Raw genomic sequence first — 26,843 nt, 5'->3', positions numbered from 1 at the left:
GATGAACAATCTGCATGAATGGAAGGAACCAGAGCCGCTCGTCGTGACCGAGGACGGCGCGGTCGTGTCCCGGTTACGCTTCAGCCGGCCCGAAGGTTATGCCATCGTCGTCAAGGCGAACAACGTCACCATCCAAGAATGCGATATTGCCGGAGCGATCGTTCTGTACGGTCCCGTTAGCGGAATTAAGATCCGGAATAACTATATTCACGACCTGAAGCCGTCCGGCACACTAGCATACGTCAAGCAGTTCGCCGGCGTGATGACGACGGAAGGCGACAGATGGGACAATCCGATCGTGCAGCCGATGGGTGCGAGCGATATCGAGATTCGCGGCAATTATTTCGAGAACTGTCCGACGGGCGCCTATCTGGTCGAATGCAAGGGCCCGATTACGTTCAGCGGGAATTTCAGCAAAAACCACAGAGGGCCCTTCCCCCGCGGACAGATGGTACAGGTTGCTCTCTGCGACGGACGCGAGGCTCCGATCCTGATCGAAAATAACTTCTCCTATGTCGACCCGGAGTCCCCGGACCAATGTCAGCGGGAACACACCGGCTTCGGCGCAGAGGATCACATTAACGGCTATTGCAGTACGGGCTCCGAGGAATATCCGATCGTCGTTCGCGACAATTACATCTACGGATACAGCTCCTCATCCTGCGGATCCGGCATCATGCTCGGAGACGGCGGCGGCGGGTACTACCATGTGCTGGGCAACAAGGTATACCGTACGGGCAATGCGGGCATCGGGCTGAGCGGCGGCCACCACTGGCTCGTTCGCGGCAACCGGATTCATCAAGACCCACCCGCTAGCCAATATAACGGCAAAGGGCTGCAGATCGACAACTACGGTGATACCTTCGCGACGCCGATCGTCGTCGAAGACAATGTCGTCTACTGGCAATGCGGCAAGGGAGACGGATCTCTTCTCTGCATGATAGATAAGCTCGTTACCTTTAAGAACAACGTCTTCGGCGACAAGGCTGCTTTCGGGGAAGCGGATCCGATGCCTCCGCAGCAGCCCCCCGGTGCCGTCGAAGGGCTGCTGAAGCCGTGGGAACGGAATCCCGCTCGTAGAAGGCGTTGCCTGAACGGCGAGTGGCGATTCGCTCCGATTTACGAAGGCGACGAACCCGGCGATACGATCCGCGTCGAGGCCTGGGAGGAAACTCCGATTCGCGTGCCGTCCAGTTGGCGGTTCCTGCTGCGCAACATGCCGGATGAAGCGCAGACGTATCGGCCTTACGATCTCTTTGGCTATCCCGAGGAGTGGAATCGGGCGGAAGCAGGCGTCATCGGCCGTCAGGTCCGAGTGGATCGCGCGCCGAACGAGCGGGTATGGCTTCTATTTAACGGCATTATGCAAGCATCGAAAATCTATATCGACGATAAGCTCGTTCATTCGAGCGACGAAGCATTCCTGCCGATCAGAATCGATGTCACCGATTGGATTGGCGAAGGTCGGACATCGGTGGACGTCAAGGTGTGGTGCGGACCATTCCGGACGATCGCCGCCGGGGCAGCGTCGAAGCGAATTGCACCCGACGGAACTTGGTTTGCCGGAATGGCCAGAGGCATCTGGCAGGACGTCTTCCTCGAGTATACGCCCGAGCTGCATCTCGGCGATTGCCGGATCGTCACTTCCTGGAGAACGCATACGATCGGCGTGGAAGCGGAGTTGTTCAATCGTGCCGCCGAGGGAGCGGACATTACGCTTCGGGCGTTCGTCTACGACGGCACTCTGCGAGTGAAGGAACTGGCGGTAACCAAAGCGGCGCTGGCAGGCGGCGGAAGCGGTTCGCTGCGGACGGAAGCAGAATGGACCGACCCCAATTATTGGAGTCCGGACAATCCGCACCTATACGCGTTAAGACTGGAAGTCTATCATAACGGGCAAGTCGTGGACGCGGTCGATACCCGGTTCGGGTTCAGGGAAGTTTGGGCGGAAGGACACAAGTTTTACTTGAACGGCGTTAGAGTCAATTTGCGATCGGACGCTTGGCATTATCAAGGCTTCGCCCAACAGACCAAAGCCTACGCATTGAATTGGTATCGATTAGCCAAGGAGTCGGGTATCAACTTCATTCGCCTGCACGGCATGCCTTATCCGGAATTATATCTGGAAGCCGCGGACGAAGTCGGCATGCTGCTGATCGGGGAAAGCGCGATATACGGGTCAGCCAAGTCGATACAGGCAGACGATCCGGCGTTCATCGACCAGAGCCACCGCCATCTCGAGTCGATTATGCGCAGAGACCGGAACCACCCTTCCGTCGTCATGTGGAGCATGCAGAACGAGATGCGTTGGGTCGACGGCAGAGACGGCTACAAACGCCATATTCGCGAGCTAATGGAAACGATAAACCGACTGGACGGCACGCGTCTTATCTCGTGCGACGGCGATAACCGCCTGCTCGACCCGGCCGACATGCAGGTCGTCAGCATGCATTATAATATCGACGGTACGGTAGACGGCTGGGACCGCCGCTTGCCGCTGATCTTCGGCGAGCATGGCAAGTGGCACTACATCGCCCCGCAAGTAGCGAGCGATTATGTCGGCCAGTCCGCTTACCTAAGCTTCGAAGAAGCGCAGCGCAATCTCGGCTTAAGCGAGAAAATGTTCGTCGAGTATGCGCGCAAAGCGGAAGTGACCGGGGTTTCGCCGTTCAACATGGTCAACTACATGATGAAGACGATGCCGGAGCAAGACGTCGCACTCGTCTGGGACGATCTGGAGACGCCTGGCGTCAAGCCGCGCACCATCGTCAAGAACTCGATCACGCTCGATAACGGGTGGATCGGCGAAAGTAAGCCGTATATGCCGAACAGCGCCTATACGGAGTTCCGCGACAGCTTCAAGCCGGCAACGATCATCGCAGACGACTACAACGGCTCGTTCTATGCGGGCGAGGACGTCGCCAGAAGCTTCACGGTATACAACGATACGCTTGTCCCGCATCAAGCGAAGATCGTCTTCGAGGTGAAAGGAGAGATCGGAACGATCGCCGCCGGACAATTCGACTTCCTGCAGCAACCTGGCGAACAGGAGGCGATCGCGATCCGCTTCGTCTTGCCGGAGCCAGAGGAAGGCCGAGTCGCGATAGTCGGGCTGGAGATGCGGCTCTACCACGAAGGCATAGAGCAGTATGTGCTGACCCGGGAATACAAGGCGTACTCGCGTGCCCGGCTTGCCCGGCCGGTCGATATGCGCGGCAAGCGGGTCGCCTATGTCGGCTCCGATGAAGGCTTGGCGATCGTATCCGGCTTGGTCGACCGGGTCGAGCGGATAGACGAAGTAAACGAGGCTTCGCTGGACGGCGCAGATATTGTCGTGATCGGACCGCTGTTCTCGGGCAAAGCCGATTACCTTCAGCCGCCGCTGGAAGGCTTCGCGAATGCGGGCGGCGTGGTCATCGTGTTAGAGCAACGCACGTTGGCCTTCGGAGAGGTAGAGCTATCCGGCCGGAAATATTTCAAGACATTCATGAACGACCATAACCACCCTATCTTCGCCGGTCTTGAAGAGGACGATCTTGCGTTCTGGGATCGCCGCAACGCGAACGATCCGGCATGCGGACATCTGGTCGGTAACGCATTCAACAAACCGGCTAAAGGCGACTTCCGCATCTTGCTCGAATGCGCAGAAGGCGACTTCGGCTGGGGCGGCCTGATGTGGACGCCGCTGCTGGAATACGCGAACGGCCGAGGCACGGTCATCATGAGTCAGCTGGAGCTGACGGCTTATAGCCGAGAAGTACCGCAAGCTTGCGCGCTGCTGCGCAACATACTGGCCTATGCCGCTTCCGTCGGCGGCCGCACTGCCGCACGCACGGTACTGTACGGGGAACCCCTATCCGAATTCGCGGCTTACTTCGCCGGGCTCGGACTGTTATCCGATTCCATGCAAGGAAGCGATACGGAGTCGGTTGACGCGGATATCGTGCTGGCTGACCCGTCCGGGTTGCGGACGGAGGATGCGAGCAAGCTCGTCTCCTATATGGAGAACGGGGGAACTCTCGTGCTGCCCGGCGTGCTGCCGGAACACGAGACGATGCTCGGACGGTTGGCCGGCCGACGCGTGTCGGTGGAGCGCGAAGCGGTCTATCAGTTGAAGCCGTCAGCTAATCGGTTGCTGGCGGGCGTGTCGGCTTACGACTTGTACCGGATGGAAGCCGTTACGTACTCCGGGGTGACGAACGATAGCGTTCGCAATACGGTCATTGCCGAATGCAGCGTGGCGTGCGTCGACGGCGAATCGCTGCTCGACGGCGTGAACAATCCGTGGCAAGCGTTCTTCGTGGAAGGCCTGGACGCGGAAGCCATTAAGATGAGCATCGCGACGATGAGCGATAGCCGCCCTTTCCAATCGAGAAGCTACGGCTTGCTGCTGCAGGTCGGCAAGGGCAAGCTGCTGATCCCGCAGGTCAAGTTGCTGTCTGACGACAAGACCGTCCGTTTCTATTCCCGACTGCTCGCCAATCTGGGAGCCGGCATCCGGTCGGACGTGCTGACGCAGATCAAAGCCGACAGGGATTACGGAGTCGGCATGATGATGGCGAAGAAGTACGACGGCGGATCCCGCTTCGATGAACTGTCGGCTTACTTTAGGGACAGGGACTACAGACTGAATCATTTGGGCGAAGGACCTTACGGTTATTTTCAGAAGCAAGAGAAGAAAGACGGGTTCATCCGGTTGCAGAACGACGCCGATGACGCGTACTTCTTGACCTTGTTCGTAGAATCCGCCTTGAACCGCAACCCGCTCAACCGGGAAGACGGATTGCTGCCCGACACCAGCATCGTGCCCGACCTGTTCGTGACCGTCAACTGCTCGTTCGAGATGTGGATGAACGGCGACAAGTACATCGATTACAAGCATGAGGGCAGCGACGCTGCCGACGTAAAAATCAACGACGTGCTGCTGAACCGAGGCGTCAACAATTGGTTTATGGTCTGTTACGGGGCGCACGGCAGGGAGATCGCCGTAAGCGCCCGGTTTCTGAATAAGTACGGCGATCCGGTGGACGGCTTGCACTATCGCCTATCGCTGGATTGATGAGGCCGCGGTGCGTGCCGATCCGGTACGCATCCGGTCACACATAGGAGGGTAATCTCATGAAACCGAAGCTGTCGATCGGCAGCTGGGCATTCGCGTTCGGACCGTTTGCCCACGCGCCTTGGTCATTCGAGAACGTCTTGCGTTACGCGCGCGACGCGGGTTACGACGGAGTGGAAATTAACGGCTTCCCGCCGCATCCCGCCCCGGAACAGTTCGACACGGCCGCGCGAAGAAGCGAGCTGCGCCGTTTGATTGAATCCTACGGTCTGAAAGTCTCGGGCTATGCGCCTTCCTTTAACGATGTTCCGCCCGCGCTCGTCTCGTCCGATCGGTATGCGGAGCGGTTGAAACAGATGATCGGCTTCGCCTCGGACATCGGGACGCGAACGATTCGCATCGATACGGTTAGCCCGCCGATGGCGCTGACCGGCGAAGCTTATGCAAGAACCTTCGAGCATTTGACGGACGTATGGCGGGCAGCCTCGGAGACGGCCAGGACGGAAGGCGCTACGATCGTATGGGAGTTCGAACCGGGCTTCTGGCTGAACAAACCTTCCGAAGTGCTCGCCATGTGCCAAGCGGTCGATTCGCCCCATTTCAAGGTTCTGTTCGACACGAGCCATGCGTATATGGGTGCGGTCGTCGGAGCGAGACATCAGGGTAGCGCCGAGGTGCTGGACGGCGGCGTGGAAGCCTACGCCGAACTGCTCGCGCCGTATATCGGCCACTTTCATCTGATCGATTCCGACGGAACGTTGCACGATGACGAGACGAGTACCCATGCCGCGTTCGGCAAGGGCTTCGTCGACTTCGATGGGCTCCTGGAACAGAGCGGGGCGTTGCTGGCGGACTTGGATTGGTGGTGCGTCGACTTCTGCTTCAATGCGGAAGTAGAAGCTTGGGGGCGCGAAGCCGTCCCGTTCGTGCGACGACTCATTGAAGCGCAAGGAGGCATGAGAGCGAAATGAAGATCGGGATGAACTTGCTGCTGTGGACGGATACGCCGACGTTCGCCGAACATGAAGGACTGATTCGCACGCTTCGCGATTGGGGCTTCGACGGTGTGGAGTTCCCCGTGGCGCCGATGACGCGTTCGGACATCTCCGCCTTCTCGGCGCTCTGCGACAGCCTTAATCTCGGACGAAGCGCCATTCTGGCATTGGATGCGTCCAATGCCGATCCCGCCAGCGCGGATCCGCGCCTGCGCCTTGCGGCGTTGGAAGAAATCCGAAGCGCCATCGACAAGACGGCGGCGCTTGGCGCGCAAGTGTTATGCGGACCGCTGTTCCAAGGCTTGGGTCGATTCAGCGGCGCCGCTCCGACCGACGATGAGCTGGAACGCGCGGCCGATGTGCTGCGGCAAGCGGGCGAATATGCGATGTCTTGCGGCGTAAGTCTGGCATTAGAGCCGCTTAACCGGTTCGAGATGTATATCGTCAATACGATGGCGCAGGCGGCGGCTTTCGTTCGGCGCATTGGATTGCCGAATGTCGGCCTGCTGGCCGACACGCATCACGGCAACATCGAAGAACGCGACGTAACGACGGCATGGCGTGACGTTCGGGACGCCATCAAGCACGTCCATATCTCGGAGAACGATCGCGGAACGCCGGGCGGAGGTCATGCCGTCCCGCCGGACCTCTTCCCTTACCTGGTCGGCTCCGGATACGACGGCTGGTTGACGATCGAAGCCTTCGGCCAGTCCGTTCCCGGTCTCGTCTCGCGGTTGCACTTGTGGCGTACGTTCGGGGATAGCGAGGAGACGATCGCCCGGGACGGATTGCGGTTCCTGCGCGATGGGGTGAATGCCGCGCGGACGGAAGGAGGGCGAAGAGATGCCGTACGTTGAAGCTGACGGAATCGAGCTGTATTACGAAGAGAGAGGCAGCGGGCCTCCCCTGTTGCTGCTCACGGGGCTTGGCGCGGACGGCTCGGTATGGGAGCAGCATGCGCAGGCGTATGAACGCCATTTCCGTTGCTTGCTCCTGGACAATCGCGGCGCCGGTCGCTCAGGCAAGCCGCAAGGCCCGTATTCGACGAAGAGAATGGGCGATGATGCCGCGGCGTTAATCGACGCCTTAGATCTCGATGGCGTGCACGTAAGCGGCATATCGATGGGCGGCGCGATCGCGCAGCACCTTGCCGCCGTTCGTCCGGAGCGAATAGCCTCCTTAAGCCTGCATGGTTCGTGGGCGCATTGCGACGCCTATACGAAGTCCGTATTCGGCATGATGGGCGACGTCTACGGGGCGGTGTCCCCCGTCGTCTTCGCGAAGCTGCTGAACGCTTGGATCTTCGTCCCCTCCTATGCCAACAGTCGCGAGGAAGATATGCGGGAGCGGGCAGCATCGGCGGATTCCCCGAATCGTATGCCTGCTCACGCTTTCCAAGCGCAGTGCGAAGCCTGCGCCGGACACGACGCGAGGTCGCTATTGGGCGACTTGCGCATGCCGACGCTCGTTACGGCCGGGGACAAGGACATCTTCCTGTCGCCGGCGTATTCCGAAGAGCTGGCGGCGGCGATCCCGTTCGCACGCTTGGAGATGTTCCCGGGCAGCGGTCATACGCACCATTGGGACAGCCTGGACCGGTTCAACGCATTGACGCTTGCTTTCATGAGGGAACATGACGCGACCGGCTCCGGTCGGAAAAGAGGCTAGGATGAAGATAGCGGCGCTGACGGGTCAACGAAAATTCGAGATCGAAGAGGCGGAACGTCCATCCCCGGGACCGGGTGAAATTCGGCTTAAGGTGGCGGCGTGCGGGGTCTGCACGTCGGAGCTTCATATGTGGCTTCCCGAACGGAACCTGCAAGAGCCCGAATATCACGGTCATGAAGCGAGCGGAACGGTTCTGGAAACCGGGAGCGGCGTGGATACCGACGACTTCAAACCCGGCGACCGGGTCGTCGTCTACCCGTATCGATCGCGCGGATTCGCGGAGGAGCTATGCGTTCCGGTTCGGTATGCCGTCAAGCTGGCCGACCACGTTCCGTTCGAGCATGCCCTCGGCGAGCCGATCGGCTGCGCGGTGAACGCCGTCAATCGATCGCGGATCGAGCTCGGCGATACGGTCGTCCTGATCGGATTGGGGTTCATGGGATCTCTCGTCTTGCAGGGGAGCAGGCTGAGGGGTGCGGGACGGATTATCGCGGTCGACTCTCGGGACGAAGTGCTGGACTTGGCGCGTGAGCTGGGAGCGGACATCGTCATCCATGCGGGACGGGAGAATGTCGCGGCTAAGGTCCGGGAGCTTACGGGCGGCGAAGGGGCCGATGTCGTCATCGAAGCGACGGGGTCCGAAGGCGCGTTGAACACTGCGGCCGAATGCGTACGTGTCCGTGGAACGCTGGTCATCGTCGGTTATCATCAGATCGGCCGCCGCTCCGTCGACATGCAACTGTGGAACTACAAAGGCCTGGACGTCGTTAACGCCCACGAGAGAGATTGGGATATTTACATGAGCGGCATTCGGATCGGCATGGATTTGCTCGCAAGCGGCCGATTAAAGATGAGCCCTCTCGTGACGCACAGATTCCCGCTAGACCGAATCAACGAGGCGTTCGAGACGGCGGCTGCTAAGCCGCCTGGATTCGTGAAAGCCGTTATCGTAAACCCGTAAGGTTAAATCAGATGCAGAATAGACGAGAATCTTGTTCTCGGGGAGGAGAAGTTCGACGATGAGCGGAATTCGTTTCGGATGCCAGACCTATACGTGGCAGATCTCCTATGACCAATATCGGGATCGGCTGAATGCTATATTGGACGTCGTCGCGGCCAGCGGGTTTACGGGCGTAGAAGCCGAAGTCTGCATGCTCGGTCCCTACGCAGGGGATCCGCTGAAGCTGAAGGAGGCGTTGAACCTGCGCGGGTTGTCGTTGGCCGCCTTGACGCTCGCGCTTCCTTGGAGAGGAGAACGGGAAAGCGACGATGAGCAGGAAGAGGCCGACGGGCTGCTGGCGTATTTGAGCCATTTTCCCGGGACGTTGCTCATTCTTGTCCAGTTGCCCTGGCACGACCGCAACGAGGTTCTTGAGCGCCAGAGGAATTTGCTCGGCATTATTAATGCCGTCGCGGCGCGCGCCGCATCGGCGGGGATCGTCTGCGCGTATCACCCGAATTCTCCTGCGGGCTCCGTATTCCGGACCGAAGAGGATTACAAGGTTCTGTTCGCCGGGTTGGACCGGCGGGTGATCGGCTATGCGCCGGACTCCGGTCATATTGCCAATGGTGGCATGGACCCGGTCGAAGTGTTTCGCGAACAGAGGGAACTCATACGCCACGTCCATTTCAAGGATTGGTCCGGCGCGGGCGGATGGCATCCCATGGGCAAGGGCGAGATCGACCATCCTGGTCTTGTGCGCTTCTTGCGGGACAGCGACTACGAGGGATGGATTATGGTCGAAGAAGAATCGGCGCAGGCGGAGAGCGACCCGAACGGCGTAACGCGATGGAACGGCGATTATATCGCCGGCACGCTCCATCCGATCGCTGCCAGGAACGATAAGGAGAATAGGTCATGATGGCGAAAGCTAGAGGATCGCAAGAATCGATAGGTTCGCTTCAAGGCAAGCGCGTCGCCATCGTAAGCGGTGAAGACGAATACCGTTCGGAGGAGTCGCTGGCGTCGGTGGCTGAGGAATTGAGGAGTCGATACGGAGCCGAGGTCGCGTTGCTAACCTGCCAACCCGACCCGAGAGCGGCGGATCACCTTCCGGGATTGTCCGAGCTTGAGCAAGCCGATCTGATGATCGTCTACTTGCGCTTCCGTCGGCTGCCCGAGGAGCAGTTCCGTTACATTCGCGCCTATCTCGAGCGGGGAGGACCGGTCATCGCTTTTCGCACCAGCACGCATGCCTTCGACTATCCGGAAGGCCACCCGCTGCGGGAGTGGAATCGCAAATTCGGCATCGACGTGTTGGGAGCGCCGTGGATCCGCCACTTCGGTCATTCCTCGATAACGGACGTGAACGCGGACCGGAATAGTCTGGATCATCCCGTATTGCGGGGCGTGCCGCAGCGCTTCGTCGCCCGCTCATGGCTGTACGACGTATTCCCCTATCCGGAAGCGGCCGGAGAAGCGGAGGTGCTGATGAACGGCTACGCCGTCCATCCCGAGCACGGAACGGCGGATCATCATACGCTGCGGATTCATCCGGTCGTATGGACAAGGAAGCACTACGGCGGCGGGCGTACGATGACGACGACGCTCGGCCATCCCGAGGACTTCGAACTGCAGGCATTCAGACAGATCATTAGTAACGGCGTTCACTGGGCGCTTGATATTGAAACTCCGGACGAATTCGGAGAGAATGGGAGGACGGAAAGATGCTAACGGCAGCGATAATGGGTCCCCAACGAATCGGGCTCGTCGAACGGGAGGAGCCGGAATTACCGGGCGAAGGTTGGGCCGTCGTCAAAATTCACGCGGCGCCGATGTGCGCGGAATATAAGGCGTTCGTTCAAGGCGAGCCCTGCGTCGGACTCGGACATGAGGCGGCAGGAGAAGTGGTGCGAGTGTCCGCGGGCAGCCGGGTGAAAGTCGGCGACCGGGTCGTCGTCATGCCGCAATACCCGTGCGGACAATGCGGGCTTTGTCTCGCCGGCGACTACGTCCACTGCGAACATAACCTGAACTACGGAGCCCCTACGATCACGCAATATATCGCGAAGCCGTCGTGGTTGCTTCCGGCCATTCCGGACGACGTGTCCTATGTGAAAGCTTCGATGGCGTGCTGCGGTCTCGGCGCCTCGTTCGGCGCGATGGAGAAGCTCGGCGTCGACGCATTCTCGACCGTGCTGATCACGGGCCTCGGTCCCGTCGGCCTCGGCGCCGTCGTCAACGCGAAATTCCGCGGCGCGGAGATTATCGCGGTCGAATCGAACGCGCATCGAATCGCGCTGGCCAGGGAGATGGGCGTCACGCATATCGTCGACCCGCGCGGTCCCGACGCGGTCGCGCAAATCAAGCGGCTGACGGGCGGCAAAGGACCGGATTGCGGCATTGACGCATCCGGCGCCGTGGCCGCGCACAGATTGCAGATCGACGCGATCGCCAGAGGCGGCCGAATCGCGTTCGTCGGCGAATGCGGGGATGACACGCCGATCCGGATCAGCCCCGACTTGATTCGCAAAGGAATATCCTTGATCGGCTCCTGGCATTACAATCTGAACGCGTTCCCAAGGCTAATGGACGTCATTCGGCGCTCCCCGCTCGTAGATCGCCTCATTACGCACGTCTATCCGATGAGCCGCATTCAGGAAGCGTTCGAGACGTCCGCGTCGCAACAATGCGCGAAAATCGTGCTTCAACCTTGGGAGTAGAGAGGAGCGCTTCGTCTATGGACAAATTAACGGCTGCGGTCGTGGGGGGAGGTCAGGGCGGTCGGCTTAGTCTGAGCGCCCTGGCGGCATCCGACCTGTTCGAATTGAAGGCGGTCGCCGATCTGCGGCCCGAAGTCCGCGAGGAATTGCAAAGGGAGTTCCCCGGCATTGCGACGTACGCCGACCATCGCGCGATGTTCGCGGAATGTCCGACCGACGTGGTGTGCGTAAGCACGTATCCCCCGTCGCACGAGGAAGTGACGATGGACGCGCTTGCGATGCCGCAACTGAAAGGGCTGTTGGTAGAGAAGCCGCTTGGACATACCGCGGCTTCGGGCCGCCGCATCTTGGAAGCGATCAAGGAGAGGAAACTTCCCGTGTCCGTCCCTCACGGCTTGATCGCCAAAGCGACGCCTCTGGAAATCATCAAACGCGTGAAGCGCGGCGACATCGGCGAATTGAAGCTGGTGGAGATTCAGAACGACAAGTGGGACATCATCAACGCGGGCATTCATTGGTTGCAATTCAGCATGTCGCTAATGCAGGACGACCCGCTCGATTGGGTCATGGCGCAATGCGATTCCAGCACGCGCACTTACCGGGACGGCATGCAGGTGGAGACGGCGGCGATTACTTATGCGCAGACGCGCGGCGGCGTCCGGATCGTCATGAACACGGGGGACGACGTGCTTGTCAATCGAGAGGGCAAAGATACGTTGTTCCGGCTCGTCGGAACGCGCGGCACGATCGAATTCTGGGGCTGGGAGAACGGCTACGCGCTGCAGAGCAGAGACTGGCGGGACGAAGGATTGATCGTTCCCGAGGAATACCCCGTCACGGGACACCGGCGCCATCTCGAGAATATGGCGTCGGACATCGAGTCGGGCGCGCCCGATTATCGCGTCGCGGATAGCTCGCTGGCGGCGCTTCAAATCGTCGAAGGCGCCTACTTGTCCGCGCGAGAGCGTTGCCGCGTGACCTTCCCGGTCGATCGCTTCCAGCCGCCCTCCGAGGGGCGGGATTGGGTCGCCGGCATTCCCTACGACGGAGTCGGCGGCGGCCGCAACGGGAGGCTGCTATGAGCGGCGCCGTTCGGTTCGGCATCGTCGGCGGCGGCTGGCGGTCTGAATTCTACTTACGGATTGCCGCCGCTCTGCCCGAGAGGTTCGAAGTCGGGGGAATCGTCGTTCGCAACGCGGACAAGGGCGCGGAGATGCAGCGGAAGTGGGCAATTCCCGCATTCCGCTCGATCAAGGAATTGCTCGCGATGACGGATCTCTCGTTCGTCGTCGTCAGCGTTCCGAGAACCGCAGCTCCGTATGCGTTGCTAGAGCTGTCTGCCGCTGGCATGCCTGCTCTGTGCGAGACGCCTCCCGCGGAGACGGTCGAGGAGATGGCGAAGCTGTTCCGTTCTATCGGCTCGCAGGCCCGCATCCAAGTCGCGGAGCAATATCCGTACCAGCCGAATCATGCGGCTCGATTGGCGGTCGCACGTTCCGGCAAGCTTGGCCGAATTACGCTGGCCGAAGTTTCGGCCGCGCATGATTATCACGGCATCGTGCTGATGCGCCGGTTCCTCGGCGTCGGCTTCGATAACGCGTCGATCCGCGGGATGAAATTCCGTTCGCCGATCGTGGAAGGCCGGGGACGAGATGGCGGCCCGTTCGAACGCCGCATCACGGAGTCGGAGCAGACGATCGCCATGTTTGATTTCGGCGATCGGCTCGGCATGTACGATTTTACCGGCGACCAATACTTCTCTTGGATTCGTTCACCGCGGATGTTGGTACGGGGCGATTCGGGCGAGATTCACAACTCCGACGTCCGCTATTTGCAGGATTTCCGCACCCCCGTCGAGACGAGCCTCAGGCGCGTCCATGCCGGACAGGACGGCAACCTAGAGGGCTTCCATCTGAAGACGATCCTGTGCGGCGAAGAATGCGTCTACCGCAACGAGTTCGCTCCGGGCAGACTGGCGGACGATGAAATCGCCATCGCTGATTGCTTGGCGCGGATGGCGAATTACTCGGCCGGCGGCCCCGGTTTCTATAGCTTGGCGGAGGCCAGCCAAGACCACTATCTCGGACTGGTCATGCAGGAGGCCGTAAAGTCGGGTACAACCATCGTTACCCACAACCAAGTTTGGGCCGAGTGAGAGGAATCGGGTAGACGAGGTCTGCGGATCCGCTAATGCGGTTGTTACTGGTTTACGAAATTTAAGACAAGAAAAAGTCAGCCCTCGATCGCTCCGGCAGGAGCGGTCGAGGGCGTTGTTTATGTTGCGGATACTCGCGTTCGTCAATTCCAGCTAATCAGCTCTATCTCCCCAGCTCCCGTGGAATGGGCTCCGGCCCCCGTTGCCAATCTTCGATAGCCGATCGTTCTGCGTTCGCCGGGTAACAGATCGAAGTAATTGTCCGTGAAGACATACTCGCCGTGCAGCAAGACGGCTTTGGCATACCGATCCGCGGCAACGACCAAGCTGCCTCCGTCCGCCTCTTCCGTCCGGGACTCGATGCGCGCTCCGGAAGGTTGAAGGTCCATGTCGGCCGGAATACCCGCACTATAGATGTATCGATCGTCCCCGAAAGGCCCCGCGATATCCATGATCAGTACTTGACGGTCATCAAGCACGGCGTCCAGTTCCTCTAACGGAAGCGTCAAGACCTTCGAAGAAGTTCCCCCTTCCACCGCAAAAACGAACTCTCGAGTCCACGCGGTTGCATCGTCGTCTATCGAACCGTCCAGCCTCAACACGCGAAGCATCCCCTTGCCTCGGATCGCTTCCGGCTTGTCGTTGCATACCCAGAAGGCGTACCGGCCATCCTCTTCCTGCCGCTCGATCGATGCGATGACCGCGCGGGCGGCTTTCTTGAAGCCGTAATACCCGCCCTTGGGATACCCGTAATAATCGACGAGACTCCATCCGCTGGCCGGCCAGCAATCGTTGAACATCCAGAACAGAATGCCGCCCGTATAAGGACGATTGCGCCTGTAGACCTCGACGACGAGCCGGGTTATCTCGTATTGCACGTAGGACATGCGCCGAATCCGTTCTATCGTCGAGGAGGCCGGAGGCGTCAGTTTGTCGGCCAGAGTGAGCAGCGCCCGGAATAGCGAGTAATCGACCAAGGCAGGATGGTTCTTCGTGTGATATTCCAGCATGTCGAAGGTCGGATCGTTCAGATCCTCTTCGGTCATGAACCGCCTTAGCGTGTGGATCTCAGGAGTGCCGAACATCGGGAACTCCGGACAGAAGCGGCTCAGCAAGCTTGCGAAGTAGGAGCGGTAATGGCGAAGATCTGTCCCGCGGAAGACGTCGAACATCTCCAGCAAGGCTCCCGTGTAATGGGCGGTTCCGATCGTGAACGAGTTGTTCTTGTTGCCGCCGAACGGACTGGTCGACAGGAACGGTCGATTCGGATCCAATTCCGCGCACAGCCGTCCCGTGATCCGTTCGGAGATCGCCCTTCCCGGGTAACTCGGATCCTCTTCGCCGTCGAACATGCCGTTCTCGTTGTCTCCGTTCCACAAGATCAGGCTAGGCCGGCTCCGAAGAGAACGAATAACGCCTTCTGTCTCGGCGGCTAACGAAGACATCCATTCCCCGTCCTCCTCGGGATAAGTGCCGCAAGCCATCATGAAGTCCTGGAAGACGAGAATCCCGCGCTTGTCGCACTCGTTCCAGAAGGCTTCCGATTCGTAGATGCCTCCGCCCCAGACGCGGAGCATCGTCATACCGGCTTCGGCGGCAAGACGAAGAAGATTCTCGTAATGCGCATCGGGGATTCGACCCGGGAACGGATCGCTCGGCACCCAATTCGCTCCCTTGCAATAGATCGGGACGCCGTTCACCAAGAGCGTGAACCCGCTTCCCGGCCGTTCCCCGTTCAAGTCCCATTCCGTGCCGAGCGCGCGCAGCCTGTCGGTCATCCCCGCTTCGGCGCTCCCCGGCCGATCTTGAAGCTGCTCGATTCGCGTCGTCCGAATGCCGAACGAGCGCTCCTGTTCGTCGACGAGTCCCGCTTCTCCGTATAGCTTGGCGATCGCCTTATATAACGGCTGTTCGCCGTATCCCGCCGGCCACCAGAGCTCCGGCTCCTCCAAGTCCGCCGTCAGCGACAGCTTATGGCCGAGCATCTTCCTCGAGGCCTGCCATACGGTGCGGCCGGCCGGGTCGACGATCGCGGCCTCGACCCTGAGAGGCTGCTCCGAACGCGAGCTCGTCTCCAACGCGAAGCCGACGGCCGCCCCCCGTCCATCGATCGCCTTCGTATAGACATGGAGATCGTCGATCGTCGCGACGTCCTCGATGACAAGCCGGACCGGCCGCCAGATACCGTAGCTGACGAGACGTCCGACCCAATCCCATCCGAACGTGCACTGCATGCGACGAACGTAGAGACGCTCGCTCGTGAACGCCGCGCCGCGGCCCGCGTACGGCTTAGCGGCGGTGCCCTCCCAGACGGTGCGGAATCGAACCTCGAGCTCGTTCGTTCCCGTTCGAAGCAGACCCGACGCGTCGAAGCGGTATCGGATGAACATATTGTCCGTCGTCGCGAGCTTCGTCCCGTTCAGATATATATCCGCGTAAGTATCGAGCCCTTCGAACTCCAACATCGCGCGTCCCTCGTCTAAGCGTTCGAACTCGAATTCGCGGCTATACGACCAGCGCCAGCTTTCGACCCAAGCGCATTCGTCCGCCTGCTTGCGATAACCCGGATCCGGGATCAGGCCTTCGGCAAGCAAATCCTGATGCACGTGACCGGGTACCTCGGCATCGATGTCGATCCTCGCCGAACCGCCTTCCGCCGTCGCGCCTTCGCCTTTCAACTTCCATTGTCCCGTTAACGCAATCGCTCTTTTCATTGCCGTTTCTCCTTCTGATCCGCTGCGTAAGTCATACAAAACGGCGGCCTACTACCCCGTAGTAGAGCCGCCGTTATCGGTCCGAACGAATTAGCTGTTGTCCGCTTTCCAAGCGTCGAATTGCTTCTGGGCTTCCGCCAGAATCGTATCCATGCCCGCCTTGTCCAGCCGTTGCTGCAGATCCGTGTAATATTTCTCGAAATCAGGCATCGAGCCCGTCGTCAGAATCGGGTTGGATTCCTTCTGAATGGCGCTCACTTGCGCGATCTCGTTCTTCACCGGCTCGGGATTGAAGATGAACCCGAGAATGCCGGACGCTTTGCCGTTATCGTTGTTTTTGCGCATCGCTTCGAGAGCGGCCGTCGAGTTCCAGTTGGAATCCCATTGATCCCACAGAGGCCCGAGCCAGTTGTGCCAGATCGCCCACGTTTGCTCCGAACCGCTCGTCGCTTCGATGGTCGGATTGCCATCTTGCGTCGTGCCCGATTTGACCGTATAGTTCTTGCCTTCCACGCCGTAAGCCAGCGTATTGAGCAAGTACTTGTCGCCCCAGATCAGGTTCAGCAGCATCATCGCTCTTTCCGGATTTTTGGAAGTGGCGCTGATGGCCGATGCGGCAGCCGTCATCGAGTTGGTCGAGATCGTCGGATAGCCGTACAGCGTCTCGACGGTAGGGAAGCCATAGGTTGCCGTAGACTTCGAGCCGTCCTCGGTATAGCCGCCCGAATCGCGCATGACGGCGTATTTGCCCGACTTGGCTTCGGCCAGGTAGTCCGTCTTGATGGCCGCGTCCTTAGCGATGTACCCCTTCTTGTAGAAATCGTTGATCGTTCTGTAGTTTTCCTTGTTCTGAGGCACGTCCAGAATCTTGACGATCTTCCCGTCTTGCTCGCTGAAGGAGATGCCCGGCGTAACCGTCGTGTAGTCCAACAGCGCCACCCCGGAAGCCGTCCCGTTGGCGGTTGCCAGAAGCGGAATCATCTCGGGCTCGTTCTTCTTGATCTCGGCCAGGTACGGCTCCAGATCTTTGACGTTCTTGACGCTCTTATAATCGAAGCCGTACTTCTCGACCATATCCTTCTTGAAGACGTGCGCGCTTCCCGGCGTGTAAGGCGTCTGCGCCGGAATCGCCATGATCTTGCCCTTGTACGTTACGGCTTTCCAAGCGCGGGGGTCGACCTTCGCCAGTATATTCTGGCCGTACTTCTGGAGCAGGTCGTCGAGCGGCATCAAGGCGCCCTTCTGGACGTTGTCGCTGATCCGATTGGACGAGAAGGTCGAGAAGACGATATCGTAGGCTTCGCCCGCGGCGGAGATCAGCTTCATCTTGTCTTCCCAGCCGGCATTGTCGATGAGGTTAAGGTGCAGCTCGGCGTTCAATTGCTCCTTGATGATCTTGTTCGCTTCCGCTTCGACCGCATCCTGATCCTTCATGTTGTCGATCGGCTTCGGCATGTACCAGCTGAGCTTGACGAATTCCTCCGTCTCGTTGCCGGCAGCTTCCGGAGAAGCGGACGGCGAAGCGCCGGACGGCGATGCTTCCGAACTTCCGCTCGGGCTGGATGACGCGTTCTCGTTCGCGTTCGAATTCGAATTGCAACCGCTTAAGACGATCATTGCTGCTAGCATGGCGGACGTTCCCGACAAGAACCACTTCTTCGATGCTGGTTTTTTTGCACGACTCACTTGGATTGCCTCCCTTTTATTTCGTGTCATTTATAATCAGCACCATAGGCCGGTAATCCTTATGGTGTTAATTATCAACCTTTAACCGATCCGACCGTCAAGCCTTGCACGAAATATTTCTGGAACAGCGGGAAGACGAGCAGCATGGGACCCGCCGCGAGAATGCACATCGCCATTCGCGCGCTTAAGGACGGGACGAGCATTCCCGGCTTCACCAGCCCGTATTCGATGGCTTCCGCCGAGTTCAAGTACTCCATGTTCTTCAGGACGCGGATGAGCAGATACTGCAGCTTCATCAGGTTGTCGTTATCGACGTAGAGCAAGGTCAGCCACCAGTCGTTCCAATACTGCAAGGCGAAGAACAAACCCAGAGTCGCCAGCGCGGGCTTCGAGATCGGAAGGACGATCTGCGCGAATATTCTCAGCTCGCCCGCGCCGTCGATTTTGGCCGACTCGATGACCGCTTCCGGAATCGTCTGCAGGAAACCCTTCATCAGCATGACGAACCAACCGCTGATCAGGTAGGGCAGAATGAGCGCGAGCATCGTGTTCTTCAACCCGAGCCACTTGACCATCAGAATATAGGAAGGAACCATCCCGCCGTGGAACAGCATCGTGAAGAACACGAAGAAGGCGAGGAAGGACCGGAGACGATAATCCTTGCGGGAGATCGCATACGCATAAGAGGTTGTCACCCACATGCCGATGAGCGAACCGATTACGGTCGTCACGATCGTCACGAAGTAAGATTGGAACAACGTCCCGGGACTATTCAGGATGACTCGATAGGCATCCCACGTGAAATTCTTCGGCAGGATGGAATACCCGTATTTCACGATATCGTTCTCGGTCTGAAAGGATGTCCCGATAATGACCAGGAACGGGAATACGCAGGCTATGCATAACGCCAGGAAGACGAGATGGATCATCAGCTTTCCGGCGGGCAGCGGTTTTCTTGCGATTGTCGTCGCGTAATCTTTCATGGTCGGCGCCCCTTAGAAGAGTGAGTTTTCCGGATTGATTTTCTTGACGATGGTGTTCGTGACGAGAACGAGGCAGAATCCGACGATCGATTGGAAGAACCCGGCCGCCGAGGCCATCCCGATATCGCCCAAGTCGATCAGCGAGCGGTAGACGAACGTGTCGATTACATCCGTCGTGCTATAGAGCAGCGAAGAGTTCAACGTCACGTTATAGAACAATCCGAAGTCGCTGTAGCAGATGCTGCCGATCTGCAAGATGACGAGCATGATAATGATCGGCTTGATCATCGGCACCGAGATCGAGATCGCCCGACGGAACTTGCTGGCTCCGTCGATCTTGGCCGCATCGTAATATTCCGAATCGATGCCCATTAGCGCCGCGTAATAGATGACCGAGCTGTAACCCAATCCCTTCCACACCGCCGCGATCACGATAATGTAAGGCCAGTATTTCGGATCGCTGTACCAGAGGATCGGCTCTTCGCCCATGGAGACCAAGAAGCGATTGATGACGCCGTGTTCCATATCGAACAGCGAGCGGAACGCGAATCCGGCCACGACCCAAGAGATGAAGTACGGGATGAACAGAATCGTCTGATACGCCTTCACGAATTTCCGGCTCAGCTCGTACAGAAGCAGAGCGATGATGACCGAGAGCGTGGTGCCGAGCACGATGAACGTCATATTGTAGAGAATCGTATTCCTCAGTACGCGGAACAGGACGTCCCCATGGAAGAGGTAACCGAAGTTGTCCAACCCGACCCAGGGGCTGTTCCATATTCCGAGATTGTAACGGTACGTCTTGAAGGGCAACAGCAGCCCGTAGAGCGGCACGTAATTGAAAATAATGATGAGCGCGAATCCCGGCAGCGCCAGCATCGACAATCCAGCGTTCTTCTTCATCATCCTGATCATGCTTCCTGCACTTCCTTTGCTCGTTGCGTTTGTTCCTACCCCAACTTTAGGCGCGGACGGCGCCGCTGTATATTTTAAATCCGGTCATTTCCTTCAAATAACCGTCGCGGAAGCCGCGTTTCGGAGCATAAACGCAAAAACAGAGCCCGGCGGTTATCGCCGAAGCTCTGTTAGGACAGCTTAATTGATTTTGTTCACGTTCCTCTGCAGCGCGTATTCCTTCGGGGTTACCTTGTACTTCTTCTTGAACAGACTGAAGAAGTAGGTTTCGTTCGTGAATCCGACCTTCTGAACGACCTCGTAGACGCTTAGATCCTCCTCGATCAAGAGCTCCGCCGCTTTGGTCAGCCGCACGCCGTTAATCAGATCGGGAATCGACAGATTCGTCGCTTGCTTGTAGATCTTGCTCAGATTGCGGGAAGAGATCTTCATCATCGCCGCGATCGAAGGCAGGCTCAGAGACAAGTCCTGATAATTCTTATGGATGTATTCCGTGACCGCGTCTACGACGAAATAATTCAACGTATCCGCATTCTCGTCGGTCGTCTCCTTATTCATCGAATCCTGCAAGCCGCCTCTGATGATCCGATGGATCTCGGCCATCGTCTCCTTCTCCAGAATGTGGCGGCCGATCGAGGCGATCTGGAGAGAGGGCGCCGGCGTGATCTTCGCTTCGTCCAACGCTACGATGGCCGTATTGACCAGTCTAATAATGGAGACCAAGGCATTGTGATAACTGAGCGTCTCCATCTCCCCGAACAGGTTAGCCAACACTTCCTTCATTGCGGCGACGTTGCCCGATTTGATCGTCTCCGCGAACCATTCTTCCAGCTCTTTGGGATAACCGGACTTCCTGCTGTCGGCGTTCTTGCGAATTCGCGCCTGCGTAATGACGGAGCCGTGGCCGAGCTGAAGCCGGTACATGGACTGATCCAGCGTCTGGTTGTACATGGCGTGCAGCCCGCCGATCTCTTCGGTCTTGCCGCTAATCGAAGCCGTGAAGGTGAGCTTGAACAATCGGGAGAAGCTCTCCTGCGCTTCGGCGATCAGCTCGGCGAGCTTGGACTCGCAGGAATCGTCCTGAGCCGGAACGCTTACGATCAGCAGCACGTGCTCTTCCTTCATATCGATTCCTTCGTTGGGATACGATCTAGCCACGGTCTCGGAAGCGATATTGAGCATGGCGAACCGGAACATTTCCTTATCCTTGGCGTTGAACGTCTGCTGGAACTCCTTGTAATTATCGATTCTGAGCAAGCATACCGCATGCGAATGTTGCGGGTTCAATGAGATTCTCATCTCTTGGAATACGGCGGACAGCTCATCTCTCGATATCGCGAACCGTTCGTCGAGAAGCCGGCTCAGCCAATAATGCCTCATCCTGTCCTTGTTGTCGTGCTTTTCCTTATAGAACAGCTCCAGCTCTTCCATCGACTGCCGATATACGGCGTTCAAATAGGAGATTTCGTCGACGGTTCCGGTCACGTCCTCCCCCGCTCCGCGCGGCCGGTCTCGCCTGACCGAGCTCACGAGATTGCCGATCGGCCGATAGATTCTGCGGGAGATGAGTATCGAGATCAGGATAGCGAGCAACAAAGTAATCACCGTGATGATGACGATGCTCGTGCGCAGACTCGCGATCGATCGGTACACTTCTTGAACCGGCTGCGTCTTCAGCAACGTAATCCCGGCGCTCTCGACTCTGGAGTAAGTGACCAGATACGAGGTACCTCCGTGCTTGCTCTGGAAGAAGCCGTCGGAATCGCCGTTCGGATTCGCGGCTTCGTATTCGGCGAAGTCGGACTTCAACCATTGGATAATCTCGTTGTTGCCCGTGCCGTCGGCCAGATACTGCCCGGATTCGTCCAAGAGGAAGATATTGTCGCCCTTGCGTTGATCGATCATGTTAATCTGCCGGATGTTGTCCAGCAGCCATTCCGCCCGCACGTTGATGATGATAACGCCTTCGGGCTTAAGGTCTTCCGCGGAGGTCTCGTACATCAAGTAAGAGAAGACGTTCTCCGGCTGGGACTCCCTGTTCACCAGCTTCCGGATGTCGCGGAAGATCGGCTTCATCTTAGGCGGCACATTGTCCGAACGGTATAGATCGCCTATCAGCTGGTCTTCGAAGAATATGGGACTTCCCGCGTTGTAAGCTTGGTCCAAGTTGCGATTGTAGATCGTCAGGGAATGAATGTACGGATTGGTCGACGTAATGGAGCTGGTCACTTTATTCAGCCGATTGGCCACGTCGACCATATCCTCTTGCTTCGCGTACATCACCGCGCCTACGTCGCTGTTCAGATAGAGAGTCTTGCATAGGCTGCTGATGGCGTCGTCCATGAACGCCATATTGTATTTGACCTGGTACAGGATCTTCTGGTTGGAGGCATATTCGTTCTTCACGAGCAGCTTCTGGGAGTTGATGTAGACGACCGACGACAGCGCGATGATGATGAGCAGAATGGCGATGCTGATCCAGAGAACCATCCTGACGTAATAAGCTTTGATCCCGAATCGCTTCATTCGCTTGTCCCCCTCTTATCATGAACAATGCCGAAGAGACTGGCATCCGCCAGTCCCTCTTGCAAGGCTGTCTTATCGCGTTCTCGCTTCTAGCCGGTCGGCCAGCGCATGCAGGTTGCTCAAGCTGATCCTCACGCTGTCCAGCGCATCGCCCTCGCATAGATCTTGTTCTACGACGTACCATTCGACGCCGTTCTTCTCTCCCCATAGGAGCAGAGGCTCGAAGTCGATGATGCCGGCGCCGATCTCCGCATAGGTGCGGCGGTCGTCGTCCGTCATATCCTTCAGGTGCATCGTCGGCATTCGTCCGCCGTAAGGGGCGATGAACGAAGCCGGATCATAGCCTGCTTTCGTCAACCAGTATACATCAATTTCCGCAAGAACGGCATTATCGGGTACCGGCTCGAGGAGATAACTCAGCGCGTCTTGCCCGTCTACGTTCGTGTCGAACTCGAAGGCATGATTGTGGAAGCCGACCGTGAATCCTTCGGCGCCCAGCTCCCTAGCCGCCGCGTTCAGCTCTTCGCGCAATCGGACGTAGCCTTGTTCGTCGCGCCATTCGTGCGGCACCGACGGGCAGATCAAGCGATTCGTGCCTAGCAGTCTCGCTTCCGTCATGATGCCCTTCGCATCCGATCGCAATCGCTCGACGGAGACGTGCATGCCGGCCGTCTTCAGCCCGGACTCCTTCAGCACTTCCGCGATCTCCTCCGCCGAATGCCCGTGAAGCCCGGCCGTCTCCACCCCGGCCCATCCCATCTCGCCGAGCCTTCTCAGCGTCGCCGGCAGATCTTGCTCGCATTCCTTGCGCAGCGTATATAATTGAACCGCGAATTTGTGCTTCAAGTGCTTCAATTCGGTTCCCCCTCGGTTTACCATGTGACTTCCATCTCTCCGCTTATATTCGGGATAACCAATCGGTCGCCGAACGCGCAACCCTTCAGATCCAGATAGACGCCGTCGGCTCTTACTTCGACCCGGTCCGCCGCCAGACTGGCCAGAGGCGGGTAGATCGTCACCGTAGCTTCGCGCAAGCCGGTGACGTGGATGAAGCGAACGGAGCTCTTCCTCGGCGTAGGGTTAGGCATGTATTCCCGGCAGAAGACGTTCGTCGTCTCTTGCTGTTCGACGAAGATGCGGCACTCGTCGCGGAATGTACGATCGAACGAATAGGCGGCGTCGCCTTGTCCGGCTCTAACGGTCTGCCCCGTAATGACGGGAACCCCGTCCGGGAAGCGCATGCGCAAGCTTACCGAAGTATCCTGACGGCAACCCGTGAAGATGAACCCGTTATCGCGCCGGGAGACGAATAGCAGATTGGACTTATTCGCCTCTTCCTGCTTCGTCTGCCGCAGCTCGTATCCGAATTCCGAGAGCATCTGCCGAGCGAGAATCGAGAGGTCGGAGTAAGCTTCGGCTTGCCGAACGGGAAGGTGCGTTACCGTTCCTCCCTCGAACGGCAGGGAGCCTCTGACCCAACCGACTTTGCCGCCGTTCCACTCCGGCAGCTCCCGGGTCAAGGCAACCACTCGGGCTTCTTCTTCCCCCGGGGCGGTCGCCGTCGCTGTCGCGCATACCTTCGTGGCCCGATCGTCCCCGTCGTTCAGAACCTCTCTAAGCGCGCCTCCTCCGATCAGGGGATCGTGCTTGAACGTTCGGGCCGCTGCGGCGGTATCCCCTAGTATCGAGTCCGCTCGCATAACGGTCGTCAGCGCGAACTCGCCTTCTAACCCGTGAGCCTGCCGGAGGTTAAGCATCTCTTGCCAGCGCGGATCTTCAACCGCCCCGTAGAGGATCGCCTTGCCGCCTTCCCGAACGAACTTCTCCAGAAGCCGGCCGTTCTCGCCCGCTAACCCGGAAGCCGGAACGAAGAGGATCGTCTCCCGCAGCTTGCCCTTCGCTTCGCGTCCCATCGCCGCGAATTCGTCCGTGCTAAGCACGGTATTGAGAGGCAATCCTTGATTGACCGCATTGCGCACGAACCATTCTTCGAAGAAGATCGTCTTCGCGTTATTAGCCGATTCCGCAACCGCCTCATGGTATTCCTTGAACGGATAGAGCCAGGTCACGATGCCGGCTTGATCCGGGAAGTCCCGAATCGCCCGGCGAAGATGGGGAATGACTTCGGCCGGACAATCCGCGTTTAATTCGCCCTTCTCCGTATCGATCGTCAGAAGCTCGATGATGCCCGGATTCTCCAGCTCGCCTTCGCGATTCATGCGGGCGACGGTCAATGGACAATAGATGTCGTGCGGCTCCCGATCGTAGAGGTCCCACCAAGGATTCTGCCAGAACCAGGGGTCGTTCGGATAGAAGCGATACGGATACGTCTCTCCCGGCAGTACCGCGATTCTGGACATGTGAGAAGCGATCTCCAGGCCGAAGTCGAAGTTAAGCGCTCCCCACGGTGAGTTCGGCGGCGGGTATTCGATGTATTGTCTCCTGTACAGTTCCGCCAACGGTATGAAGTCCTTCGCCAGATCCATTCCCGTCCCGAAGTTCGTGCCGCGCACCTCCGTACGGAAGTCCGGGCATTCCCGCTTGAAGTGCTCCCAGAACGACAGCGTTCTACCCGTCAACTCTTCGTGATCAGCCAACGGCATCGATGAACCGTCGTAATTCGCCCCCAAGTACGTCCAAGGGAAGTACGAGAATCCGAAGCCGTTCGAGAACCAGATGTAATCGAACCCGAGCTGCGGAAGAAAGCTTGCGCATTGCCTCCCCAGATATTCGCCGAACGGCGTACCTTCGGGTATACCCTCCGGATAAGCGGCATAAGCGGTCCGGTCTTCGTGCAGCTTGGACCAAGTACAGACCACCGTATAATCCGCCTTCAGCGCGACCTCTTTGCCCCCGAGCTCGGCATGGTTAATCTCCGGATGAAGCTTATATTTGAAGTCGGAATAGGCGAACTCGGGTCCGGCATCGAACGTGGCGCCGACCTCCATCCGAAGGCCGAACCTATCGGCGCCGATCCGCTTGAACGCGGCTACGATGAACCGAAGATCGGCGTAAGTGATCGCGCACGCGTCGGGCCGGTATAGCTTGGCGTTACGGGGGTCGTGCGGATCATGGCCGAACTTGTCCTCGTTCGCGAAGCCGATATAGCGCCCCCATTCGATCTCGCGCTCCCAATTGCCGTCCCAAGTCAGAATTTCGCTGCCGTCCGCGACCCATAGCAGCATCGAACAGCTGTCGGCCATGCCGACTAGCGGCAGCCACTGCCGAATCGCTTCCTCGCATACCGCTTCGATGGAGGACCGTTCCATGCTCGTAAAAGGCTTCAAGCTCATTTCCAACGTGACTCGCTTAAGTCGTCTGTCCGCTTGCGCTCGGCTCATTTCCCTTCGTCCCTTCCTGTTGCTCCTTCGACGACGGCTTGCAGCAGCTCCGCAATGACCGGCCGAAGCGTCTTCGCGATGCGATCGTAGCCCAGGTCGGAAGGATGTATGCCGTCCGTCGTGCAATCCTGGGGATCGTCGCCCAGCAGCAGCGCCCCGTCGAAGAAGCGAACGTTGCGATCCCCCGCGGCGCGGCGCCGCTCGACCTCTTCCCGCTGGATCACCTTGCGCTCTTCCCTGCGGGAAGCTTGCTCGCCGTCGAACGCTTCCCTCGCGAGACGAATCTGCGACACGACGAGAATCGGAACTTCGGGATGCTGCTCGCGATAGATTCGGATGAACTCGGGCAACGACTCCCGGAGCCGTTCCGTGCTTGGCGTATTCGCTTCGTAATCCAGAATCAGCAGCCCCGGCTCCTCGATCTGGCTAAGGAGATGGGCGAGCTCCGGCTCCCCTTGGGCATTGCCGGAGAAGCCCAGGTTCACGAATTCGAGCGGGAACATTCGGCTGAGAATGTTCGGATAAGCCATGCCCGGCCGGGTCGCGCAAGCGCCGTGCGTAATCGACGTTCCGTAGAGAAGCACTTTCTGGCCGACGGGGAACCCCGGGAATGCCGCGATCTCCGATGAGGGATCGATGCCGACATGAAGTTCCTTCACGCCTTGATATAGCGGGAGGTTCAACGTAATGTCCCGCATCTCCCTCGGCAACGAATCGAATAGCACGGATTCATACTCCGCCCGGGTGAAATCGAACCGCGAAGTGTTGATATACCGCTGGTCTCCGATCGCCCCGATATAACAATCCACGCCGCACTGGCCCGTAGCCGTCATCTGATACATGCTATAGGGAGCGGCCAGCTTCACCCGCACGTATAGATTCGGCGAATCCGTCCGGAACCGGACCTGTACCCCGGTCGTATAATTCGCCAGCCGATCCACTTCCGGACGAATCGGGTGGCTCGGTTGCAACGGCAACCTGCGATACACGCCGTCCCGCTCCAGCCAAGGCAAGCCCGTAACGCGCAGCGGCGCTTCGAGTGCCGACAGCCATTGCAAGTCCGACTCCGTTGTCCCGCCAACCCTCAAGTTATGGTCCGCATGATTGTCGGCTTTACGATCTGTTCCGCTCATCCCGT

General features: G+C 58.6%; 18 protein-coding genes. 10 read left to right on the top strand and 8 right to left on the bottom strand.

Features of this window, described 5'->3' with window-relative positions:
- Window position 1 precedes the first annotated feature (1 nt).
- The 10 genes from ACFQZG_RS14420 to ACFQZG_RS14375 are packed head-to-tail and all read left to right on the top strand — an operon-like array spanning window position 2 to window position 13,540.
- Window positions 2–5,059 (top strand): glycoside hydrolase family 2 TIM barrel-domain containing protein, encoded by a 5,058-nt coding sequence (locus ACFQZG_RS14420; RefSeq protein ID WP_378153633.1) that lies wholly within the window; start codon window positions 2–4, stop codon window positions 5,057–5,059.
- Between the two features lie 59 nt (window positions 5,060–5,118).
- On the top strand, window positions 5,119–6,030 hold the full coding sequence (locus ACFQZG_RS14415) for a sugar phosphate isomerase/epimerase family protein (protein WP_378153631.1): 912 nt from the start codon (window positions 5,119–5,121) through the stop codon (window positions 6,028–6,030).
- The gene (locus ACFQZG_RS14410) at window positions 6,027–6,911 is read left to right on the top strand and encodes a sugar phosphate isomerase/epimerase family protein (protein ID WP_378153629.1); all 885 of its coding nucleotides are present in this window, start codon (window positions 6,027–6,029) and stop codon (window positions 6,909–6,911) included. The genes ACFQZG_RS14415 and ACFQZG_RS14410 overlap by 4 nt, the downstream gene beginning before the upstream one ends.
- On the top strand, window positions 6,898–7,722 hold the full coding sequence (locus tag ACFQZG_RS14405; protein ID WP_378153627.1) for an alpha/beta fold hydrolase: 825 nt from the start codon (window positions 6,898–6,900) through the stop codon (window positions 7,720–7,722). The genes ACFQZG_RS14410 and ACFQZG_RS14405 overlap by 14 nt, the downstream gene beginning before the upstream one ends.
- A gap of 1 nt (window position 7,723) precedes the next feature.
- Window positions 7,724–8,683 carry an MDR/zinc-dependent alcohol dehydrogenase-like family protein gene (locus ACFQZG_RS14400; RefSeq protein ID WP_378153625.1) on the top strand — a complete coding sequence of 320 codons (960 nt, stop codon included), beginning with the start codon at window positions 7,724–7,726 and terminating at the stop codon, window positions 8,681–8,683.
- Window positions 8,684–8,741: 58 nt separating this feature from the next.
- Window positions 8,742–9,584 carry a sugar phosphate isomerase/epimerase family protein gene (locus tag ACFQZG_RS14395; protein WP_378153624.1) on the top strand — a complete coding sequence of 281 codons (843 nt, stop codon included), beginning with the start codon at window positions 8,742–8,744 and terminating at the stop codon, window positions 9,582–9,584.
- Complete coding sequence (locus ACFQZG_RS14390; protein WP_378153622.1) at window positions 9,584–10,396, top strand: ThuA domain-containing protein; 813 nt, start codon at window positions 9,584–9,586, stop codon at window positions 10,394–10,396. The genes ACFQZG_RS14395 and ACFQZG_RS14390 overlap by 1 nt, the downstream gene beginning before the upstream one ends.
- Window positions 10,390–11,385 (top strand): zinc-dependent alcohol dehydrogenase, encoded by a 996-nt coding sequence (locus ACFQZG_RS14385; protein ID WP_378153621.1) that lies wholly within the window; start codon window positions 10,390–10,392, stop codon window positions 11,383–11,385. The genes ACFQZG_RS14390 and ACFQZG_RS14385 overlap by 7 nt, the downstream gene beginning before the upstream one ends.
- 17 nt (window positions 11,386–11,402) lie before the next feature.
- Window positions 11,403–12,467: a Gfo/Idh/MocA family protein gene (locus tag ACFQZG_RS14380; RefSeq protein WP_378153619.1), complete on the top strand. Its 1,065-nt coding sequence runs from the start codon at window positions 11,403–11,405 to the stop codon at window positions 12,465–12,467.
- Complete coding sequence (locus ACFQZG_RS14375) at window positions 12,464–13,540, top strand: Gfo/Idh/MocA family protein (RefSeq protein WP_378153617.1); 1,077 nt, start codon at window positions 12,464–12,466, stop codon at window positions 13,538–13,540. Before ACFQZG_RS14380 ends, ACFQZG_RS14375 begins: the two co-directional genes overlap by 4 nt.
- 143 nt (window positions 13,541–13,683) lie before the next feature.
- On the opposite strand, the gene ACFQZG_RS14370 is transcribed toward ACFQZG_RS14375, so the two are convergent.
- The 8 genes from ACFQZG_RS14370 to ACFQZG_RS14335 all read right to left on the bottom strand — a co-directional run bounded on the left by ACFQZG_RS14370 (window position 13,684) and on the right by ACFQZG_RS14335 (window position 26,838).
- Window positions 13,684–16,254 carry a beta-mannosidase gene (locus ACFQZG_RS14370; RefSeq protein WP_378153615.1) on the bottom strand — a complete coding sequence of 857 codons (2,571 nt, stop codon included), beginning with the start codon at window positions 16,252–16,254 and terminating at the stop codon, window positions 13,684–13,686.
- A gap of 90 nt (window positions 16,255–16,344) precedes the next feature.
- Complete coding sequence (locus ACFQZG_RS14365; protein WP_378153613.1) at window positions 16,345–17,940, bottom strand: ABC transporter substrate-binding protein; 1,596 nt, start codon at window positions 17,938–17,940, stop codon at window positions 16,345–16,347.
- A gap of 74 nt (window positions 17,941–18,014) precedes the next feature.
- Window positions 18,015–18,923: a carbohydrate ABC transporter permease gene (locus ACFQZG_RS14360; protein ID WP_378153611.1), complete on the bottom strand. Its 909-nt coding sequence runs from the start codon at window positions 18,921–18,923 to the stop codon at window positions 18,015–18,017.
- 12 nt (window positions 18,924–18,935) lie between these two features.
- Window positions 18,936–19,838, bottom strand: coding sequence for an ABC transporter permease (locus ACFQZG_RS14355; RefSeq protein ID WP_378153610.1), 903 nt, complete (start codon window positions 19,836–19,838; stop codon window positions 18,936–18,938).
- Window positions 19,839–20,018: 180 nt separating this feature from the next.
- On the bottom strand, window positions 20,019–22,364 hold the full coding sequence (locus tag ACFQZG_RS14350; protein WP_378153608.1) for an AraC family transcriptional regulator: 2,346 nt from the start codon (window positions 22,362–22,364) through the stop codon (window positions 20,019–20,021).
- A 72-nt stretch (window positions 22,365–22,436) separates the two neighbouring features.
- The gene (locus ACFQZG_RS14345) at window positions 22,437–23,219 is read right to left on the bottom strand and encodes a sugar phosphate isomerase/epimerase family protein (RefSeq protein ID WP_378153606.1); all 783 of its coding nucleotides are present in this window, start codon (window positions 23,217–23,219) and stop codon (window positions 22,437–22,439) included.
- Between the two features lie 17 nt (window positions 23,220–23,236).
- Entirely contained in the window at window positions 23,237–25,705 is a 2,469-nt protein-coding gene (locus ACFQZG_RS14340) for a hypothetical protein (RefSeq protein ID WP_378153604.1), read from the bottom strand.
- Entirely contained in the window at window positions 25,702–26,838 is a 1,137-nt protein-coding gene (locus ACFQZG_RS14335; RefSeq protein ID WP_378153602.1) for an SGNH/GDSL hydrolase family protein, read from the bottom strand. Before ACFQZG_RS14335 ends, ACFQZG_RS14340 begins: the two co-directional genes overlap by 4 nt.
- Window positions 26,839–26,843: the final 5 nt, after the last annotated feature.

The organism is Cohnella sp. GCM10027633 (assembly GCF_042675445.1).
Taxonomy (GTDB): domain Bacteria; phylum Bacillota; class Bacilli; order Paenibacillales; family Paenibacillaceae; genus Cohnella.
Note: the sequence above shows the minus strand (reverse complement) of the source record. Positions and strands in the feature narration are given on the sequence as shown.

Bases quoted from the DNA above. Each gene is read 5' to 3' on its own strand.
- ACFQZG_RS14420 (WP_378153633.1), top strand. From the start codon at position 2: ATGAACAATCTGCATGAATGGAAGGAACCAGAGCCGCTCGTCGTGACC.
- ACFQZG_RS14415 (WP_378153631.1), top strand. From the start codon at position 5,119: ATGAAACCGAAGCTGTCGATCGGCAGCTGGGCATTCGCGTTCGGACCG.
- ACFQZG_RS14410 (WP_378153629.1), top strand. From the start codon at position 6,027: ATGAAGATCGGGATGAACTTGCTGCTGTGGACGGATACGCCGACGTTC.
- ACFQZG_RS14405 (WP_378153627.1), top strand. From the start codon at position 6,898: ATGCCGTACGTTGAAGCTGACGGAATCGAGCTGTATTACGAAGAGAGA.
- ACFQZG_RS14400 (WP_378153625.1), top strand. From the start codon at position 7,724: ATGAAGATAGCGGCGCTGACGGGTCAACGAAAATTCGAGATCGAAGAG.
- ACFQZG_RS14395 (WP_378153624.1), top strand. From the start codon at position 8,742: ATGAGCGGAATTCGTTTCGGATGCCAGACCTATACGTGGCAGATCTCC.
- ACFQZG_RS14390 (WP_378153622.1), top strand. From the start codon at position 9,584: ATGGCGAAAGCTAGAGGATCGCAAGAATCGATAGGTTCGCTTCAAGGC.
- ACFQZG_RS14385 (WP_378153621.1), top strand. From the start codon at position 10,390: ATGCTAACGGCAGCGATAATGGGTCCCCAACGAATCGGGCTCGTCGAA.
- ACFQZG_RS14380 (WP_378153619.1), top strand. From the start codon at position 11,403: ATGGACAAATTAACGGCTGCGGTCGTGGGGGGAGGTCAGGGCGGTCGG.
- ACFQZG_RS14375 (WP_378153617.1), top strand. From the start codon at position 12,464: ATGAGCGGCGCCGTTCGGTTCGGCATCGTCGGCGGCGGCTGGCGGTCT.
- ACFQZG_RS14370 (WP_378153615.1), bottom strand. From the start codon at position 16,254: ATGAAAAGAGCGATTGCGTTAACGGGACAATGGAAGTTGAAAGGCGAA.
- ACFQZG_RS14360 (WP_378153611.1), bottom strand. From the start codon at position 18,923: ATGAAAGATTACGCGACGACAATCGCAAGAAAACCGCTGCCCGCCGGA.
- ACFQZG_RS14355 (WP_378153610.1), bottom strand. From the start codon at position 19,838: ATGATCAGGATGATGAAGAAGAACGCTGGATTGTCGATGCTGGCGCTG.
- ACFQZG_RS14350 (WP_378153608.1), bottom strand. From the start codon at position 22,364: ATGAAGCGATTCGGGATCAAAGCTTATTACGTCAGGATGGTTCTCTGG.
- ACFQZG_RS14340 (WP_378153604.1), bottom strand. From the start codon at position 25,705: ATGAGCCGAGCGCAAGCGGACAGACGACTTAAGCGAGTCACGTTGGAA.
- ACFQZG_RS14335 (WP_378153602.1), bottom strand. From the start codon at position 26,838: ATGAGCGGAACAGATCGTAAAGCCGACAATCATGCGGACCATAACTTG.